Origin of the sequence: Alteromonas sp. PRIM-21 (assembly GCF_027563165.1) — a bacterium.
In the GTDB taxonomy this organism is placed as follows: domain Bacteria; phylum Pseudomonadota; class Gammaproteobacteria; order Enterobacterales; family Alteromonadaceae; genus Alteromonas; species Alteromonas macleodii_A.
Genome location: NZ_JADOEK010000009.1, coordinates 136,985 through 151,077 on the forward strand (window position 1 = coordinate 136,985; position 14,093 = coordinate 151,077).

16 protein-coding genes are annotated in these 14,093 nt (G+C 43.2%); 11 read left to right on the top strand and 5 right to left on the bottom strand.

Going from position 1 to position 14,093, the window contains the following annotated elements:
- The first annotated feature begins 4 nt into the window (after nucleotides 1-4).
- From IW644_RS13705 to IW644_RS13755, 11 genes are all read left to right on the top strand, one after another.
- Complete coding sequence (locus IW644_RS13705) at nucleotides 5-229, top strand: hypothetical protein (RefSeq protein ID WP_269918078.1); 225 nt, start codon at nucleotides 5-7, stop codon at nucleotides 227-229.
- Nucleotides 230-233: 4 nt separating this feature from the next.
- Nucleotides 234-1,751 (top strand): sensor histidine kinase, encoded by a 1,518-nt coding sequence (locus tag IW644_RS13710; protein WP_269918079.1) that lies wholly within the window; start codon nucleotides 234-236, stop codon nucleotides 1,749-1,751.
- Complete coding sequence (locus IW644_RS13715; RefSeq protein WP_025255558.1) at nucleotides 1,741-2,193, top strand: response regulator; 453 nt, start codon at nucleotides 1,741-1,743, stop codon at nucleotides 2,191-2,193. The genes IW644_RS13710 and IW644_RS13715 overlap by 11 nt, the downstream gene beginning before the upstream one ends.
- 12 nt (nucleotides 2,194-2,205) lie before the next feature.
- Nucleotides 2,206-4,299 carry a response regulator gene (locus IW644_RS13720; protein ID WP_269918080.1) on the top strand — a complete coding sequence of 698 codons (2,094 nt, stop codon included), beginning with the start codon at nucleotides 2,206-2,208 and terminating at the stop codon, nucleotides 4,297-4,299.
- A 181-nt stretch (nucleotides 4,300-4,480) separates the two neighbouring features.
- Nucleotides 4,481-4,810, top strand: a complete 330-nt coding sequence (locus tag IW644_RS13725) for a DUF883 domain-containing protein (protein WP_269918081.1) — start codon at nucleotides 4,481-4,483, stop codon at nucleotides 4,808-4,810.
- 4 nt (nucleotides 4,811-4,814) lie between these two features.
- On the top strand, nucleotides 4,815-5,339 hold the full coding sequence (locus IW644_RS13730) for a hypothetical protein (protein ID WP_269918082.1): 525 nt from the start codon (nucleotides 4,815-4,817) through the stop codon (nucleotides 5,337-5,339).
- Between the two features lie 82 nt (nucleotides 5,340-5,421).
- The gene (locus tag IW644_RS13735) at nucleotides 5,422-5,679 is read left to right on the top strand and encodes a hypothetical protein (RefSeq protein WP_179983737.1); all 258 of its coding nucleotides are present in this window, start codon (nucleotides 5,422-5,424) and stop codon (nucleotides 5,677-5,679) included.
- A gap of 24 nt (nucleotides 5,680-5,703) precedes the next feature.
- The gene (locus IW644_RS13740) at nucleotides 5,704-6,282 is read left to right on the top strand and encodes a CC0125/CC1285 family lipoprotein (RefSeq protein WP_269918083.1); all 579 of its coding nucleotides are present in this window, start codon (nucleotides 5,704-5,706) and stop codon (nucleotides 6,280-6,282) included.
- A 551-nt stretch (nucleotides 6,283-6,833) separates the two neighbouring features.
- The gene (locus IW644_RS13745; RefSeq protein ID WP_269918084.1) at nucleotides 6,834-7,478 is read left to right on the top strand and encodes a phosphoribosyl-AMP cyclohydrolase; all 645 of its coding nucleotides are present in this window, start codon (nucleotides 6,834-6,836) and stop codon (nucleotides 7,476-7,478) included.
- Nucleotides 7,479-7,785: 307 nt separating this feature from the next.
- Nucleotides 7,786-7,962, top strand: coding sequence for a DUF1328 domain-containing protein (locus IW644_RS13750; protein ID WP_118494051.1), 177 nt, complete (start codon nucleotides 7,786-7,788; stop codon nucleotides 7,960-7,962).
- A gap of 32 nt (nucleotides 7,963-7,994) precedes the next feature.
- Complete coding sequence (locus IW644_RS13755; RefSeq protein ID WP_269918085.1) at nucleotides 7,995-8,189, top strand: hypothetical protein; 195 nt, start codon at nucleotides 7,995-7,997, stop codon at nucleotides 8,187-8,189.
- Nucleotides 8,190-8,271: 82 nt separating this feature from the next.
- Here the strand turns inward: IW644_RS13755 and IW644_RS13760 are convergent, their stop codons facing one another.
- The 5 genes from IW644_RS13760 to IW644_RS13780 form a co-directional block, all read right to left on the bottom strand.
- Nucleotides 8,272-8,490: a hypothetical protein gene (locus tag IW644_RS13760; RefSeq protein ID WP_179983741.1), complete on the bottom strand. Its 219-nt coding sequence runs from the start codon at nucleotides 8,488-8,490 to the stop codon at nucleotides 8,272-8,274.
- A gap of 12 nt (nucleotides 8,491-8,502) precedes the next feature.
- Nucleotides 8,503-11,454 carry a DUF349 domain-containing protein gene (locus IW644_RS13765; RefSeq protein WP_269918086.1) on the bottom strand — a complete coding sequence of 984 codons (2,952 nt, stop codon included), beginning with the start codon at nucleotides 11,452-11,454 and terminating at the stop codon, nucleotides 8,503-8,505.
- Nucleotides 11,444-11,737 carry a YeaC family protein gene (locus IW644_RS13770; protein WP_179983743.1) on the bottom strand — a complete coding sequence of 98 codons (294 nt, stop codon included), beginning with the start codon at nucleotides 11,735-11,737 and terminating at the stop codon, nucleotides 11,444-11,446. The genes IW644_RS13765 and IW644_RS13770 overlap by 11 nt, the downstream gene beginning before the upstream one ends.
- Nucleotides 11,738-12,064: a zinc ribbon domain-containing protein gene (locus IW644_RS13775; RefSeq protein WP_118494035.1), complete on the bottom strand. Its 327-nt coding sequence runs from the start codon at nucleotides 12,062-12,064 to the stop codon at nucleotides 11,738-11,740.
- A 262-nt stretch (nucleotides 12,065-12,326) separates the two neighbouring features.
- Complete coding sequence (locus IW644_RS13780; protein ID WP_269918087.1) at nucleotides 12,327-13,985, bottom strand: alanine/glycine:cation symporter family protein; 1,659 nt, start codon at nucleotides 13,983-13,985, stop codon at nucleotides 12,327-12,329.
- Nucleotides 13,986-14,093: the final 108 nt, after the last annotated feature.

Genomic DNA, 14,093 nt, shown 5'->3' on the forward strand with positions numbered 1-14,093 from the left:
CGATATGACTAGCGAAGAATTCTCACGGCTGAGCGTTTTCGTTCATGATGCTCGCAAGCCTTTAAATAGAATATCTATGCAGGCAGAGCTAGTAAAAATGGCTTTAAATGGTGATGTTGCGCCTGAAAAGGCATTAGCGGCGTTAGATAAAATAATAAGCAGTGCAAAAGACTGCAGCGAGACCCTTTCTGAAATGACGGCAGAACTGGGTGAGAATGATGCGGAATAAATAAATGATCTCTAAAGTTCTGTCTTCCATTTACAGCTGGATAATTTTGGTTGTAGTCATCATTGTTGTTATGACAGCAAACTCATTTTATGTAGTGAGTACGCTTAACGACCTGTCAGCACTTGAAGCGCGATTATTTACAACTAATCGGGTTATTAATGCAGTTAATAGGCTTCATGTAGCTGTATTGCGGGTGGAGTCTGGTCAACGGGGCTACATGCTTACTGACGATGAAGAATATCTAACTGACTACACGGAAACACTTGGCGTTATCGGCGAGTTAATGGACGAAGTAGAAGTGAGCTCTTTTTCGTCTGATATAGACGAACAATCTGTAAGAATTGAGGAATTGCTTTACCTAACCAAAGCAAAGATCAACGAAGTTATTAAAGTCGTTGAGCTTATAAAGGAAGGCAAACAGAAAGAGGCCATTAAACTAGTTGAGAGCGATAAAGGTATTGACCTTTACAGACGTTTCGAAGAGCTATTTCGTGAAATTGATGCTTCTGAACGCGGTATGCAAGGTACACATTTAGCAAATTTGATGAGCTTGCGAAGAGACTCGGTCAATACCTTAATCATCTCGTCAGCCACTACCCTATTACTCGTTATTGCTGTTTTTCTATTGCTGAAAATTAACTCGCGAGAGCACGAGAAGTATCAAGCTGATCTTGAATCTGTAAATGAAGACTTAGAAAATCGCATAGAAGAGCGGACACAAGAACTTAGCCTTTACTCCGATGAGTTAGCCCGAAGTAACCGAGAGTTAGAAGATTTCGCTTTTGTTGCTTCACACGACTTGCAAGAGCCACTTCGCAAGATTCGGGCGTTCGGTAACCGTCTTGAGTCAGGATACACCGATGTTATCGATGAGAGAGGCAGAGACTATCTAGCGCGAATGTTAAACGCCGCAGAACGCATGTCGATGCTCATATCTGATCTTCTCGCTTTTTCTCGTGTTTCAACACGTGGCAAAGATTTCAGTGAAGTAAGCTTAGATAACGTTATACAAAGCGTATTAGATGATCTAGAAATCGCCATCGATGAAAAATCAGCACAGATAGAAGTAAGCGAAAATATGCCTATTGTTCGTGGTGATAAAACACAACTCGAGCAGTTGTTTTTAAACTTGATCTCTAATGCACTCAAATTTCAAAGTGAAGGCATAACGCCCGTTGTAAAAATCACTTTACAAGAAGTTAGCGAAGAAGATACTCAAGACATCATCATGTCTGAGGAATACGATTGGATAAAAATTACCGTCGCCGATAACGGTATTGGTTTTGACCAGTCGTTCGCAGAGAAAATATTTGCTCCTTTCCAGCGTCTTCACGGTAGAAGTGAGTATAAAGGTACGGGCATAGGGCTTGCCGTATGTCGAAGAATAGTAGAAAGGCATAATGGTCAGATTACTGCTACGAGCGCGCAAGGTCACGGGGCCACGTTCACAATAATAGTGCCGGTGGATAGTGAGCCGTTTGGTTCCAACAACAATAATGGAGAAACACACAATGACGCGTAAACAAACCCAGCCAATAAATATATTGATGGCCGATGATGATGAGGATGATCGCTTACTGACCGTCGACGCACTGCAAGAAAGTCGCGTACTAAACAACTTATTTTGTGTTGAAGACGGTGTGGAATTATTAGAGTTTCTCCGTCACGAGGGAAAATACACAGATCCTGCGTCTGCCCCTCGCCCTAGCCTCATCTTACTTGATTTAAATATGCCAAGAAAAGACGGTCGCGAAGCACTCCAGGAACTTAAAAACGACCCTAAACTACGCAGTATTCCCGTTGTTATCTTAACAACATCGAAGGAAGAAGAGGACATGCTACGCGGTTACGACCTTGGTTGCGCTTCTTATATTACCAAACCAGTTAATTTTGAAGGGTTGGTTGAACTAATGCGTGCTTTAGGCCGTTATTGGATCGAGTTCGTAGAGTTACCACACGAGTAAAAGAGGTACTAGATGTCAGAGGTTATTAAAATTCTATTGGTTGAAGATGATGAAGATGATTACTTCTTAACTTCTGACTATCTAGAACAATGTGAGTCACCTAAGTTTGAGTTAACTTGGGTGACAAACAGTCTTGACGCCATAGAAGCGCTTAAAACGGAAGACTTTGACTTATGTTTGCTTGACTATTTGTTAGGCGCAGAGAATGCCATAGATGTTCTGGGTGTTCTGAAGTCGAACCAATTTAGCCTGCCTGTGGTTATTTTAACAGGTCAGTCTGACGTGACAGTAGATGAAATGGTAATGCGCGCAGGGGCCGCAGATTATCTACAGAAGTCGGAGATAGAATCGCCACGCTTTATGCGCACTATCCGCTACGCCATGGTTCGTCGCGATATAGAAAACGAGCGGATTGAACGCAACAAAGTTGAACAAAAAAACAAAGCGAAAGACAAGTTCCTTGCTCACCTTGGCCATGAATTGCGCACGCCTCTTACCTCTATTTTGGGGTACACAGAACTTCTCATAGATGACGCAAGAAACAGCCCGTTTCAGCAAGAGCTATCGATAATTCATTCAAACGGTAAACACTTATTGAGCTTGCTCAATGATTTACTTGATATGTCACGAATAATGGCCGAGAAGCTAGAACTAAACATTAAAGATGTGAACCTATCGGCTTTTCTCACCGATATTCACTCGTTGATGCGTTTGAATGCCAAGGATAAAGGGCTGAGTTTAAATGTGGTCTCAAATACCAAAATTCCCGAATTTATTAAGACGGATCCCACTCGACTTCGCCAAGTGCTGCTTAACCTGATTTCTAATGCAGTTAAGTTTACCGATAAGGGCAGTATCACACTCACTATTACCCTTGATGAAAATTCAACAGATAGTGAAAAGCCTCAGTTACTTAGATTTTCCGTAGACGATACTGGCATAGGTATGCCACCAGACAAACTAATCAATATCTTCCAGCCCTTCGAGCAGATTGAAGACGTGATGCGCGCTAATCACGGTGGTGCAGGTCTAGGTTTAGCTATTTGTAAAGAACTTGTCACCAAGCTTGGCGGCGATATAGATGTATCATCTCGACTTGGTGAAGGCAGTACGTTTACCTTCGATATTGACCCTGGCGATATATCCAAACAACCTCTTGTCGACTTAGCGCTTGGCCAGATACAAACCGTTGAGTCTAGTAGTATCGATTTGAATGTTACCGGCAGAGTGCTAATTGTTGATGACTTAAGAGAAATTCGGCGCCTTACCGGTCATCTTGTAAGTCAGTCCCAAGCAGATATTAGTTACGCAGAAAACGGTGTCAAAGCACTGGAAGCTGTATTACAGGCCGACGAGCACAATCGACCTTTTGACCTCGTTCTTATGGATATTCACATGCCTGTGATGAATGGCATTGAGGCCTTACACGCTATTCGTCGCCATGGTAAAGATATTCCCGTTATTGCGGTTACCGCAGCGAGTCGTAAAGGACTCAGAGAATCACTAATACGTGAAGGCTTTAATGACGTTATAGGCAAACCAATAGACCGCTTTGCATTAGCTCAACTTCTTTCACAATACCTTCCGCCTGGCGACCACGTTACTTTTACCAATGTGGAAGCACAGGTTGCTGACATGCCGATACAGAAACCTTACGCACCAGAGGAAAACATGCCAACAAGCGATGGATTTGAACCCAATACGAATATAGGCATAGCAGCTGAAGATCCCCCTCAGAAAAAAGGTGACGGAAGCCCTTCTAGTAAACGTATCTTAGTAATTGAAGATGATGAAGATGCAGCAGAGCTATTGCAGTTGTTTTTAGTGCATTTAGGTCATGAAGTCACCACCGAGTACTGTGGTGTTGATGCGCTTAGCACCGCGCAAGACAATGACTTTGATCACGTATTAATGGATTTAACCCTACCTGATTACAACGGTTACGACCTTGCTGGCGAACTAAAAAAACAATTACCAAATGCTTCGCTTACCATAGTCAGTGGACACGAAGCCGAACAAGAAGCAATGGACTCGATTGGAATAGACAGCGCTTTGCTTAAACCCGTGTCAAAGGATGACCTCGCATCCGTCGTAGGTGGAAGCTAAGCTTTCGTTTTAACGACTAAGAAAATATTACAGGGGTTTGCAAGGATAACGCGTTTCTCTTGCAAACCTTTCACCCTTCCAAATAACTCAAAACCCCTATCCCACTGTAAATTAAGGAATTGTTCTATTGGTACAGCCGTTGCAGTAGTTATTGTGAACCCAAAATATTAAGGAGAGTATTATGGCTACACAAGCTTCAGCAAAACCACAAACCGTTAAAACTAACAGCACTAACGGTGTGGCTGAACCGAGTCACCCAGTAACGGATCAACTGAAAGACACTCTTCATGCATCAGTAGACAAGCTTGCAGATAGTGCAGGTGTGGCAGAAGAAAACATTCGTCGTACTGCTTCATCGTCTGCCGAAAACATGTCAGAGCGAAAGCGTCTAGCAGAGCAGAAATGGCAGGCGTCAAAAGTACGTAAATATGCAATTGAAAACCCTGTAACGACTGCAGGTATTGCTTTTGCAGCGGGTATGCTAGTAACATCGCTTCTACGTAAGAAGTAATATTATGAAAGCACCAGATTTTCACAAAGCGCGTTATAGCACGTGCCATGAAAATCCATTTCGCCTGACGCCGCCCCCGGCTCAGGCGAAGTTGCATGTAAACGCTACAGGAGAAAGTAACCCCGCAGCGTCAGAATCTGGCGAGCAGTCAACCCAGCAACAATACCCCGACCCGTCATTCTCTGAGGTTTTCAACGCGTTCAAAGAAGCATTCTCTCAAAGAAAAGAACAAGGCTTTGCATTTCTTGAGCTCACCAATAGTGAACTCATGCTTGTCAAAAAGAGTTTTTTCGTTACTGTTTTTGCATGCCTTGCAGCATTCGCGGTTGGTACAGTTTGTTGGCTTATTTTAAATATCGCTATAGGCGCTATACTTCACAATGCTGGCGTGCACTACGTTGTAGTACCACTTGTATTATTAGTACTTAATAGTCTTGCGGCATTTGGTTTCTTTAAGCTTGCTCAGAATGCGTTTAACTATTTAAGTTTAAGCAGATTGATTCAAACATGGCGTAGAGTCTTCGGATAAGGCATATACCGAAAGGCGAGTAGAGACCTCTTTTGATTAAGCTCTTTGACCGCGGCCTTTTAACAATAGTGAGGTGAGTACTATGAACATATTTTTGAAAGCGAACATGAGAGACATAGCGCAAAAGGAGCATGCCTATTTTTCTCAAAAACATCACGCTGATGTTGCACTTACACAAGCAAAAAGGCAATGTTCGTTAATGATGGGTAAGCCGGAGACATTACTTGGCATAGCTTCTGTTGGAGCTTATAAGGGTGCAGTAGACGCTAAACCCAAAGCAAAGCGCAATCGCGCGTTAATGGTTTTAGGTAGAACCGCGCTGTTCTCTTTGTTTCAGTAATCACAGTATTAAGGAATTTGTGAGATGAACATCAAAAGCAAAATTAAAAGTAGTCGCGTACTTCTTGCCACCGCAGGTGTGGCACTAAGCTTTGCGATAGTAGGGTGTTCATCGACACCTGTAGCTGCCCCTACCCCATACAAATCAGCGAATTCTAAAGCCTCATATGGTTATTCAAGCGAAAAAGTATCTGCAAATCAGTATCAGGTTCTTTTTAAAGCGACTGATAAAACTCCGGCCGACAAAGTACAGCAGTACGCTCTATATCGCGCCGCAGAAGTCGCACAAGAGCAAGGCTTTACTTATCTAGAGGTGATTAATACAAATATTGATAAAAAGCCTGTCATAGCGCGGGAAGTAACGGCTGGCAAAAATGAGCCAGCAATATTTCAAACAGATAGGCAATGCACTATGTCAGGCTGTGAGGAAGTTGCTCAACCGATGGCCGCCCCGAGCTCAAACGATGTTGTAAATACTCAGATTAACGACATCTACTATACTATTGATGTAAAAATGGCGAATGATAAAACTCGTTTAGGTAAAAACGCCTTTACTGTCTTAGAAGTGCTGTCACAGCCTCTAGAGCCAAAGAATACAAACTAGCTGAACGTCATTCTGTTCATCTATACACTGCATCATCAGTGTTCTGACAAAATGCTTTTCGGTACGCAGTTAGTTCTACTGAAAAGCATGGCTTACATGCACGAGCAAGTCTGTGGAACGCGCTAAAGCCCACTACCTTAAATTCATAGCTACCACCTATTCCCTAAAATGCATCCTATAAAGCAGACTAAGGTCCTTCAAAATCGAGTAAATCCAGGCCTTGGTATATCAGTAAACGAATGAGCTTGCGTATAAATTACGTAATATTGATGAAGTAATGCGACAATAAAACACACTATTCAACATGATAGATGAGACATTCATTCGTCCAGAACTGATACATGTCTGAACACCTTCATTTTTTAATGACCCATTAATCTTCTATTAATGTTGTACAAAAGTCTCCGTCATCCAAGCTAGCTATCATTAAACCTATGAACTGCAGAGCAGATCTGTAGACCGCTTTTTACAACGTTATACAGCTTCTGCTCCCAGCAATTTAATTAGGTAATAACACGTATTTGTTTTGCAAATGACTGAGGAGTCACGCGATGAAAAAGCTAAACTCGTTAATGACAAAAACAACGCTTGTAGTAGCTTCAATTATGCTAGTCACCGGCTGCAGTGCAGTGGCCAAACCGCAAATGAATGAGACCGCCACTTCGAACGTTGGTGTATTGAAAGCTAAGGCGCTGGACAATGCGTTACTGTATTCGGATGAATGTATTACAGAGCGTGAAGTTGTAGCAGCACAAAAGATGTGGGGTGAAGGCATTGTACGTATTGGCGCAGTGTTTAGTAACGACGGTGATTACTCTGGCGAAGCGGCTGATTTTATCCAGGACATGTACGGATATGATTTAAGTAGTGTACTGTTTAAACCAACTCTTGCAGCAAATGATCAGTTCCGTTCAAGCTTTGATGCAGCGCTTTCTTACTTTGTCGGTGGAAATGACGCTTATCAGGAAGATAAGGGTTTTGCGATTAAGCCTTATACAAACGTGAAATTCGACAATGTAGGAATTATTAATAACAGTTGTCGGATGGCGGTGGCGATGGGTAACTACTTCTTTACTGACACTAAGGGCGGAGAAACAAAAGTAGAGTACACCTTTGCCTATGTGAAAGACAGTGATGGCGACCTGCGTATTGTCGCTCACCAATCTTCGTTACCTTACAACCCAAATGGTAACTAGGTAACGCTCAGTCCCCAATCTTCTAACATTATGTGGGGCGTCACCTCCTCCCTTTTATAGGCAAAGCGTTTTTCCCTTTCGCTTTGCCTCTTTTTTCATCTTGAATTAAATGATGAGAAAAGGGCTTCTGCTCTATCATGTAAAAAATGCATTCGCTTGTGTAATCGTGACTCCTGCCACTGAAAACCACGTCTCAAAACTTCAATCTAAAACAAACTTAATCCATATAATTCATACACTTAAAAAACAGGCATAAAGATAGCATTAGTTATTGTGAAAGTAACGGAAGCAATACGAGGATTTAGTTATGTTAGGTTGGGCAATCACATTTTTTATCATCGCCATTATTGCAGCAGTTTTTGGTTTTGGAGGCATCGCAGGTGCAGCAACAGGTATAGCACAGTTTCTTTTCTTTGTGTTTATCGCGTTGTTAGTAATTTCACTTATCGCTAATGCGTTACGTGGAAAATCACCAAGGGCCTAAGAAAATTTTATATAGGAAAAAGGAGTAAGGATATGTTTTCATTTAAAAATCTATCAAAGGTACTAGTAGCATCAGCATTTGCACTATCACTAGCGGCATGCGGTGACGGTAAGGCGGAAGACGCAGGCGAAGAGTTAGACGAGATGGTTACCGATGCAGGTAACGCCGTTGAAGACGCTTGTGAAGATGTGAAAGAAGGCGCAAATGCCGAAGATAAAGACTGTTAATCACGTCTTTATAAGAGAAGGGCCAGACAATGTCTGGCCCTTCTTGTATGTATTGATCTAACTATTATGTCTAATATTCTCGTTAAGAGACTTCTTCACCACCTAACTCTCGGGCAAGGTCATCCAGTGTAGATAGCGTAGAATCGAACTCCCCTATCCCATAACGGTACTGTACACTTACGTGATGGTCGGTACGTCCAAATTTAACTCTCAACCCTTCAGCATCAATATGCTTTACGGTATTTAAAAAACGATACGCTGACATTTCGGTTTCAAATTGAAACTCAACACTGTTTTCCATTTATTTTCCCGCTTAAGCCACAATTTCAGGGTGAGCATTAATTACTGCAACAACACGTTGAAGCAGATTATTGTCCACTTTATCTATTGAGTCGTAGGATAACCAGTCAGCAAGAATGTCGGGGGCGGTCGCCGCCTCTCCTTGTTCCAACTTAGACGTCATCATTTGTAACTGTACGCTAGAACGTATTGATGCATCACCATCTGGGCTAGGCATTCCTACTGCCACTTCTAATGCCACCGTCAACCACTGTCTATCGTGTTGACTCGCTGTACTGCCAGTAGACTGACCAAGTAAACTTGACCACCGCTTACCTAACGTTTCGGCTAACGATTGTTCATCAGCCCGTTCATCAATACCGGCTTCGCCAGCGCTCAACTGAAGTAATGAGACGAGCGCTTGAGCTCGGGCTACGCGAGCCTGCGACTGTGCATTTTTTACCAGTGTCTCGCGTTTGTTTTCAATAGCGTCTATTTTTCGTTCAACTTTATTGCGCAGTGCTTTAGGCAGTTCATTTAGCTGAGCTTGTACAACATTGACGGATTGAGTAAAGCTAGCGTCATCACTGTTGATATCGATAGCCTCAGTTTGCGTCAGCAAAGAATCAACTAATTCATTAGATGCATTATTCTGCACTTTACGCTGCGCTTTTAAACGCTCAAAAACCGTATCGTTTGCAGCTTTAAACTCTGCCCACAACTTACTCTCTTCCCGTTTACCAGCGTGACCTATTTGCTTCCATTGCTTTTGTAACTGCTGAGCCTTGTCGGCAGCGTCTGTTATATCCTCTTCGGTTGAAAGCTGTTGAGCTTTGGCAACCAAACTACGCTTTTGTGTCTGGTTATCACTTTGCCACTGAGTCACCTTAGCTTGGATAGGCGCAGAAACCGTCTTCCACTCTTGTTTCAACTCCTCATATACTTCACGCTCAACCTGACCTGCGCTGTGCCACTTTTTAGATACTCTATCAAATACCTTCACCAACTCAGCTTCAGGCATAGTAATATCCATTGCCTTGACTGTATTAATGATGGATTCACGCTGTTCACGCGCCGCAGCGCGTTGTTGGTCTAACTTGGCGTAATGTGCTCTACATGGCTCAAACGCTTTCTCAAGGGCAGCATCGAATTGCTGTTGCAATGCATCATCACTGCTTTCGTCGTTATTTGACGATGACGGTGTTAGCGACAACCATTGCTTACGCAAGTATTTGATGGCGTCACTCCTTTGCTTAATGTTATCAGGAGCGACATCTGCCAGTGCTTGGGCCTCTGCCACTAGAGCTGGCTTACGCGGCGCTGCAAGGTAATCCTGCCAGCCTTCCAATCGCGACACATCATCTGCAGTCTTCACAAAGCGCTTTTCCACACTCTTTTTTGCTGAGCTTGGCAATGCAGAGTAAGTGTCTTGAAGCTTGGCAAACTTTGAAATAGCAACGCGAAACTTACCTTGAGCAATTAAATTATCAATAACACTAATGTGTTTACGAATGTGTTTAATTTGCTCGTTTTCTTTTGTTCTCTGCGCGCGCTCTTTGGCATTTACACTGTTTTTGGCAGTGTTAAAGCGCTTAGACAAGGCTTTAGGAACAGCGTCGATTTCACCACTAAGCGCTTTATACGCTTGTTTTGTTTCGTCAAATTGAGCTTTGAGGCTTTGCAAGGTGTCTTGTTCGACCGTCTCACTGCTTGCTACGCTTTCTTCACTAGCAGCAGGGGCCACCTCATCTTTGGCATCTGAGTCGCGGTTGACCTGCACATTATCGCTATCATTTTCAGAAACAATCTTGGCGGCGATATCTTCAAGCTGTTGTAGCTTAATGAGCAGCTTTTGTCCGTATTGCTGTTGCATGGAGAAGCGATCAAGCTGTTCGTTTAATGTATCAACCTCACGCTTAATTTCTGCAATACGCTTCTCGGTCGTAAGCTCACTGCCAAGGCGAGTAAGCTGTTCTAAAGTAGCCTCTACGCCGCGAACGCTCTCGTTAACGGTAGCCACATCGGCGAGCGTCGCTTCACATAAACGATTGTTGTATAGCCAGGCAACTTGCTCTTTCGCATGAGTTAATTGTTGTTCGCATAATGCTTTGGTATTGGCACGTTGCGAAGCTTGTTGTTTTTCCTCCCATGCAGGGCGAATACGGCTTACATATCGCTCTACTTGTTCGGTTATACGAGCGCGCTTTTCTTCATAATCAGTGCGTTCTTCCTCAACAAGCAAATCAACTTGTGCAAATAATCCCGTTAGCTCGCTTTCTAACTCGTTGCGCTTCTCTTCAATAGTTTCAACGTCTGATTTATCGAGTAATGCTTGGTATTTAGATAGCACCAGCGTTAGCTGCTTTTTAAGCTCAATTGGACGCTTTGCAGCCTCTTTAATCGCGTCAATTCGCGCATTAATTTGCTCTGCAAGCGCATCACTTGACACTTTTTTGGCAAGCTTCTGTAGCTCTGAAACCTCTGATTGTGCGTTAATCAACTGAGTTTGCAGCTGAGCGCTCGCTCCCTCTAAAAAGATAAATTGAGTAAACGAGGGCTTACCCACTTTTTCAATTAGCGCGCTAGCTAGGGCATCATCTTGTAGGAGCCTAGGCTCTTTCTTCAACATTTGCGGCACTAACTGTACCACTAAGTCAGGGTTGGCTGTTTCTGTCAAAAACGAGAATATCTCTTGACGTGAAAGCCTAACATCACCCTCGCCTAATAAAGCAGCATTCACCTTCTTTTCAGCGGCTTTTTTAACCCTAGATTGCTTTGCAATTTGCGACATTTTGAGCCACAACACAAAGCTGTTTAGCTTTTCAAGCGCTGCCAGACTGACATTTGCATCTTCATCATTAAATGCCAGTTCGTGAAGTATTGTTTTTTCCTGTGCCTTGTCGGGAGAGAGATTCTCAATCGCCTGCATCCGTTTCTCAGGCTTTGGGCTTTGGTGTGAAGGCGCAAATATACGACTAAATATCATCCTGTTTAAACCGCGCTATTGTATTTTTATCTTCCTGCTCGTCGCGTAACGAGCGTTTAAAGTCGGCTTTGCTTTTATGTACAATTTCGCCGCTTTCACCTACGGTCATGTGTTCAGAGGACCTTTCTATTTTAGCTTGATAAAGCATCACGGCCTGCATGCTGCTTGCTTTTTGCTCGTCATTCAAAGGTGTACCATCTGGCCACTTACCGGTTTCAACTGCCTGACGCAGACGCTCGTAAATCTCCGGCGTCATGCTGGCTACAAGTGCTTCTATATTCATTTACGAAAAACGCTTTATGTAAACAATTCGCGCGCGATTTACTAAGTACCATACAAAGCCAACCACAGCGCCCAAAATAGCTAAATTATGTTGCAAATCGCCCGGGCGAGTCCCGCCCCAATACATGAAGCCAAAACTCGCAACAAATATCAGCATAGCAATAAGCGACTGGTTCTGGATACTCGCTAATTTTTTAAATCTTTGTAAGCTTTGTTTGCGCTCTATATCTTCTGAGGTAGCGTCTCCGATTTTAAAATCGCAGTGAGGGCACGTCTTTGCTTTATCAGACGTTTTCTTATTACATGAAGGACAGTCAACTAATGCCATATGTTGCTCCTGTTTACTGGGTGCGAACTAGAAATGCTTAAGCGTAATTAAGTACGCCAACATTTTACGCGGACGGGTATCATACTGAAGTTCAACACAACAATGAAGTCGATTCTGTTGAATACCCTCTTCGTTACAAAACAAAAATGCGCAGGGTGTTAACTTTTGTACAAAGTTCACCACTGCGCATTTTTACTGACTAGCTTTCCGTACTCTCTTTCTTCTAAATACCCGAAAAAAAGTACTAAAAGTAGCTTAAATACTATTTTTTGTGTCGAGACCAGTAGTCATTGACCGTTTCTTTCATTTCTTTACATAGCAGCATGATGCCAAACAGATTGGGAAGCGTCATTACTACAATAGCCACGGCAGAAAGCGCCCAAACAAGGGTAGTATCAGAGAATGCCGCCCAAACAAAGCCCGCAACGTAAATAACGCGATACGGCATTACAGAGCGTGGACCAAACAAGTAGGTCATAGCGCGATCGCCATAATAAGACCAAGCAATAGCGGTTGAAAAAGCAAATAACATTAATCCAATTGAGACAATATACTGCCCTGCATCGCCAAAGAAACCACGAGTAAAGGCTATAGTGGTTAGCGCTGCTGAGTGAACTAACGACTTACCGCTTACCTCGAGATTATCTTTAACCGGTTTTCCGTCAACAATTTTTAATGTACCGGTAAACAAGTCTTCACTGCCTACTGCGTACTTCACGTCTTCTGCTATAGAACGCGCATTAAGTAGAGTAAATCCGTCGCTTACGGCAGTACCATTTACTACGGTAATTGACCCTGTGTACGGCTCTACACTGTTTCCATCAATCTCATTCAGATATCCGTATAGTTTATCTACATCAGCCTGGTTTGAATCATCATATTGCCCGGCTACAAAATACATGTCTGAACGGTCGAATACGTTTTCGTGTTTTTCTTTCCACACGCCTGACGACAGAATAACTAAACCAGTAACAGTACAAATTAGAATGGTGTCGATGAAAGGTTCAAGTAGTGAAACCATACCTTCTGACGCTGGCTCTTTTGTTTTTGCTGCTGCGTGAGCGATTGGTGCAGAGCCCTGACCCGCTTCGTTCGAAAACAGGCCGCGGTTAACGCCACGGTTAAACGCATAAGCTAGAGAAGCCCCTAAAAAGCCACCTGCAGCTGCTGAACCAGTGAACGCATCACCAATAACTGCGGCAAAGGAAGGCCCAATGTTCTCTAGGTTTGCGAAAATCACGGCAAGTGCGCCAATAAGGTAGATTACGGCCATAACTGGAACAACCCGCGCTGTAAACGCAGCAATACGCTGTATACCGCCAAGAATTACTAGCGCCAGAAGAATACCCAATACACTCCCAACCAACCAAGGCTCGAAGCCAAAAGTAGCTTCAATACTTTGTGCTATACCATTACTTTGTGGAAGGTTACCCGTACCAAATGAACTTACTACTGTGGCAATAGCAAAGGCTACGGCAAGCCACTTCATGTTAAGGCGTCGGTCCATATAATACATGGGGCCGCCCGCCATGGTGCCGTCTTCTGTTTTTACGCGATATTTATGCGACAGGGTGACTTCAACAAACTTTGTTGTCATACCTAAAAAGGCTGTTACCCACATCCAAAATAGTGCTGCGGGGCCACCAAGGAAAATAGCGAAAGCAACACCTGAGATGTTACCTGTGCCTACGGTACCAGACAGTGCAGTAGTTAGTGCACGAAAGTGCGTGGTGTCACCTGGGTCGCTTTCTTTATCAAACTTACCGGTAACAACCTGCCAGGCGTGTTTGAAGAAACGAATTTGTGGAAACTTAAGATAAACCGTAAAGAAAAGACCTACGCCTAATAGAACATAAGGAAACCAGAACGCGCCCCCTAAGAATCCATCGAGCATAGTTAGAAAACCATATAACCCTTCCAACGTTATTCCCCTTTTTTATTATGTTTAATTGTTGTTTTATTTTAATAATTAAAAGGCCTCTTTTTGTCGAGGCCTTTTCGCAGAAGCTTTCGCTTCCTAATTCTTATT

What these genes read in the sequence shown, in the direction of transcription:
- IW644_RS13705 (WP_269918078.1), top strand. Translation starts at nt 5, where the DNA reads ATGACTAGCGAAGAATTCTCACGGCTGAGCGTTTTCGTTCATGATGCT.
- IW644_RS13710 (WP_269918079.1), top strand. Translation starts at nt 234, where the DNA reads ATGATCTCTAAAGTTCTGTCTTCCATTTACAGCTGGATAATTTTGGTT.
- IW644_RS13715 (WP_025255558.1), top strand. Translation starts at nt 1,741, where the DNA reads ATGACGCGTAAACAAACCCAGCCAATAAATATATTGATGGCCGATGAT.
- IW644_RS13720 (WP_269918080.1), top strand. Translation starts at nt 2,206, where the DNA reads ATGTCAGAGGTTATTAAAATTCTATTGGTTGAAGATGATGAAGATGAT.
- IW644_RS13725 (WP_269918081.1), top strand. Translation starts at nt 4,481, where the DNA reads ATGGCTACACAAGCTTCAGCAAAACCACAAACCGTTAAAACTAACAGC.
- IW644_RS13730 (WP_269918082.1), top strand. Translation starts at nt 4,815, where the DNA reads ATGAAAGCACCAGATTTTCACAAAGCGCGTTATAGCACGTGCCATGAA.
- IW644_RS13735 (WP_179983737.1), top strand. Translation starts at nt 5,422, where the DNA reads ATGAACATATTTTTGAAAGCGAACATGAGAGACATAGCGCAAAAGGAG.
- IW644_RS13740 (WP_269918083.1), top strand. Translation starts at nt 5,704, where the DNA reads ATGAACATCAAAAGCAAAATTAAAAGTAGTCGCGTACTTCTTGCCACC.
- IW644_RS13745 (WP_269918084.1), top strand. Translation starts at nt 6,834, where the DNA reads ATGAAAAAGCTAAACTCGTTAATGACAAAAACAACGCTTGTAGTAGCT.
- IW644_RS13750 (WP_118494051.1), top strand. Translation starts at nt 7,786, where the DNA reads ATGTTAGGTTGGGCAATCACATTTTTTATCATCGCCATTATTGCAGCA.
- IW644_RS13755 (WP_269918085.1), top strand. Translation starts at nt 7,995, where the DNA reads ATGTTTTCATTTAAAAATCTATCAAAGGTACTAGTAGCATCAGCATTT.
- IW644_RS13760 (WP_179983741.1), bottom strand. Translation starts at nt 8,490, where the DNA reads ATGGAAAACAGTGTTGAGTTTCAATTTGAAACCGAAATGTCAGCGTAT.
- IW644_RS13765 (WP_269918086.1), bottom strand. Translation starts at nt 11,454, where the DNA reads ATGATATTTAGTCGTATATTTGCGCCTTCACACCAAAGCCCAAAGCCT.
- IW644_RS13770 (WP_179983743.1), bottom strand. Translation starts at nt 11,737, where the DNA reads ATGAATATAGAAGCACTTGTAGCCAGCATGACGCCGGAGATTTACGAG.
- IW644_RS13775 (WP_118494035.1), bottom strand. Translation starts at nt 12,064, where the DNA reads ATGGCATTAGTTGACTGTCCTTCATGTAATAAGAAAACGTCTGATAAA.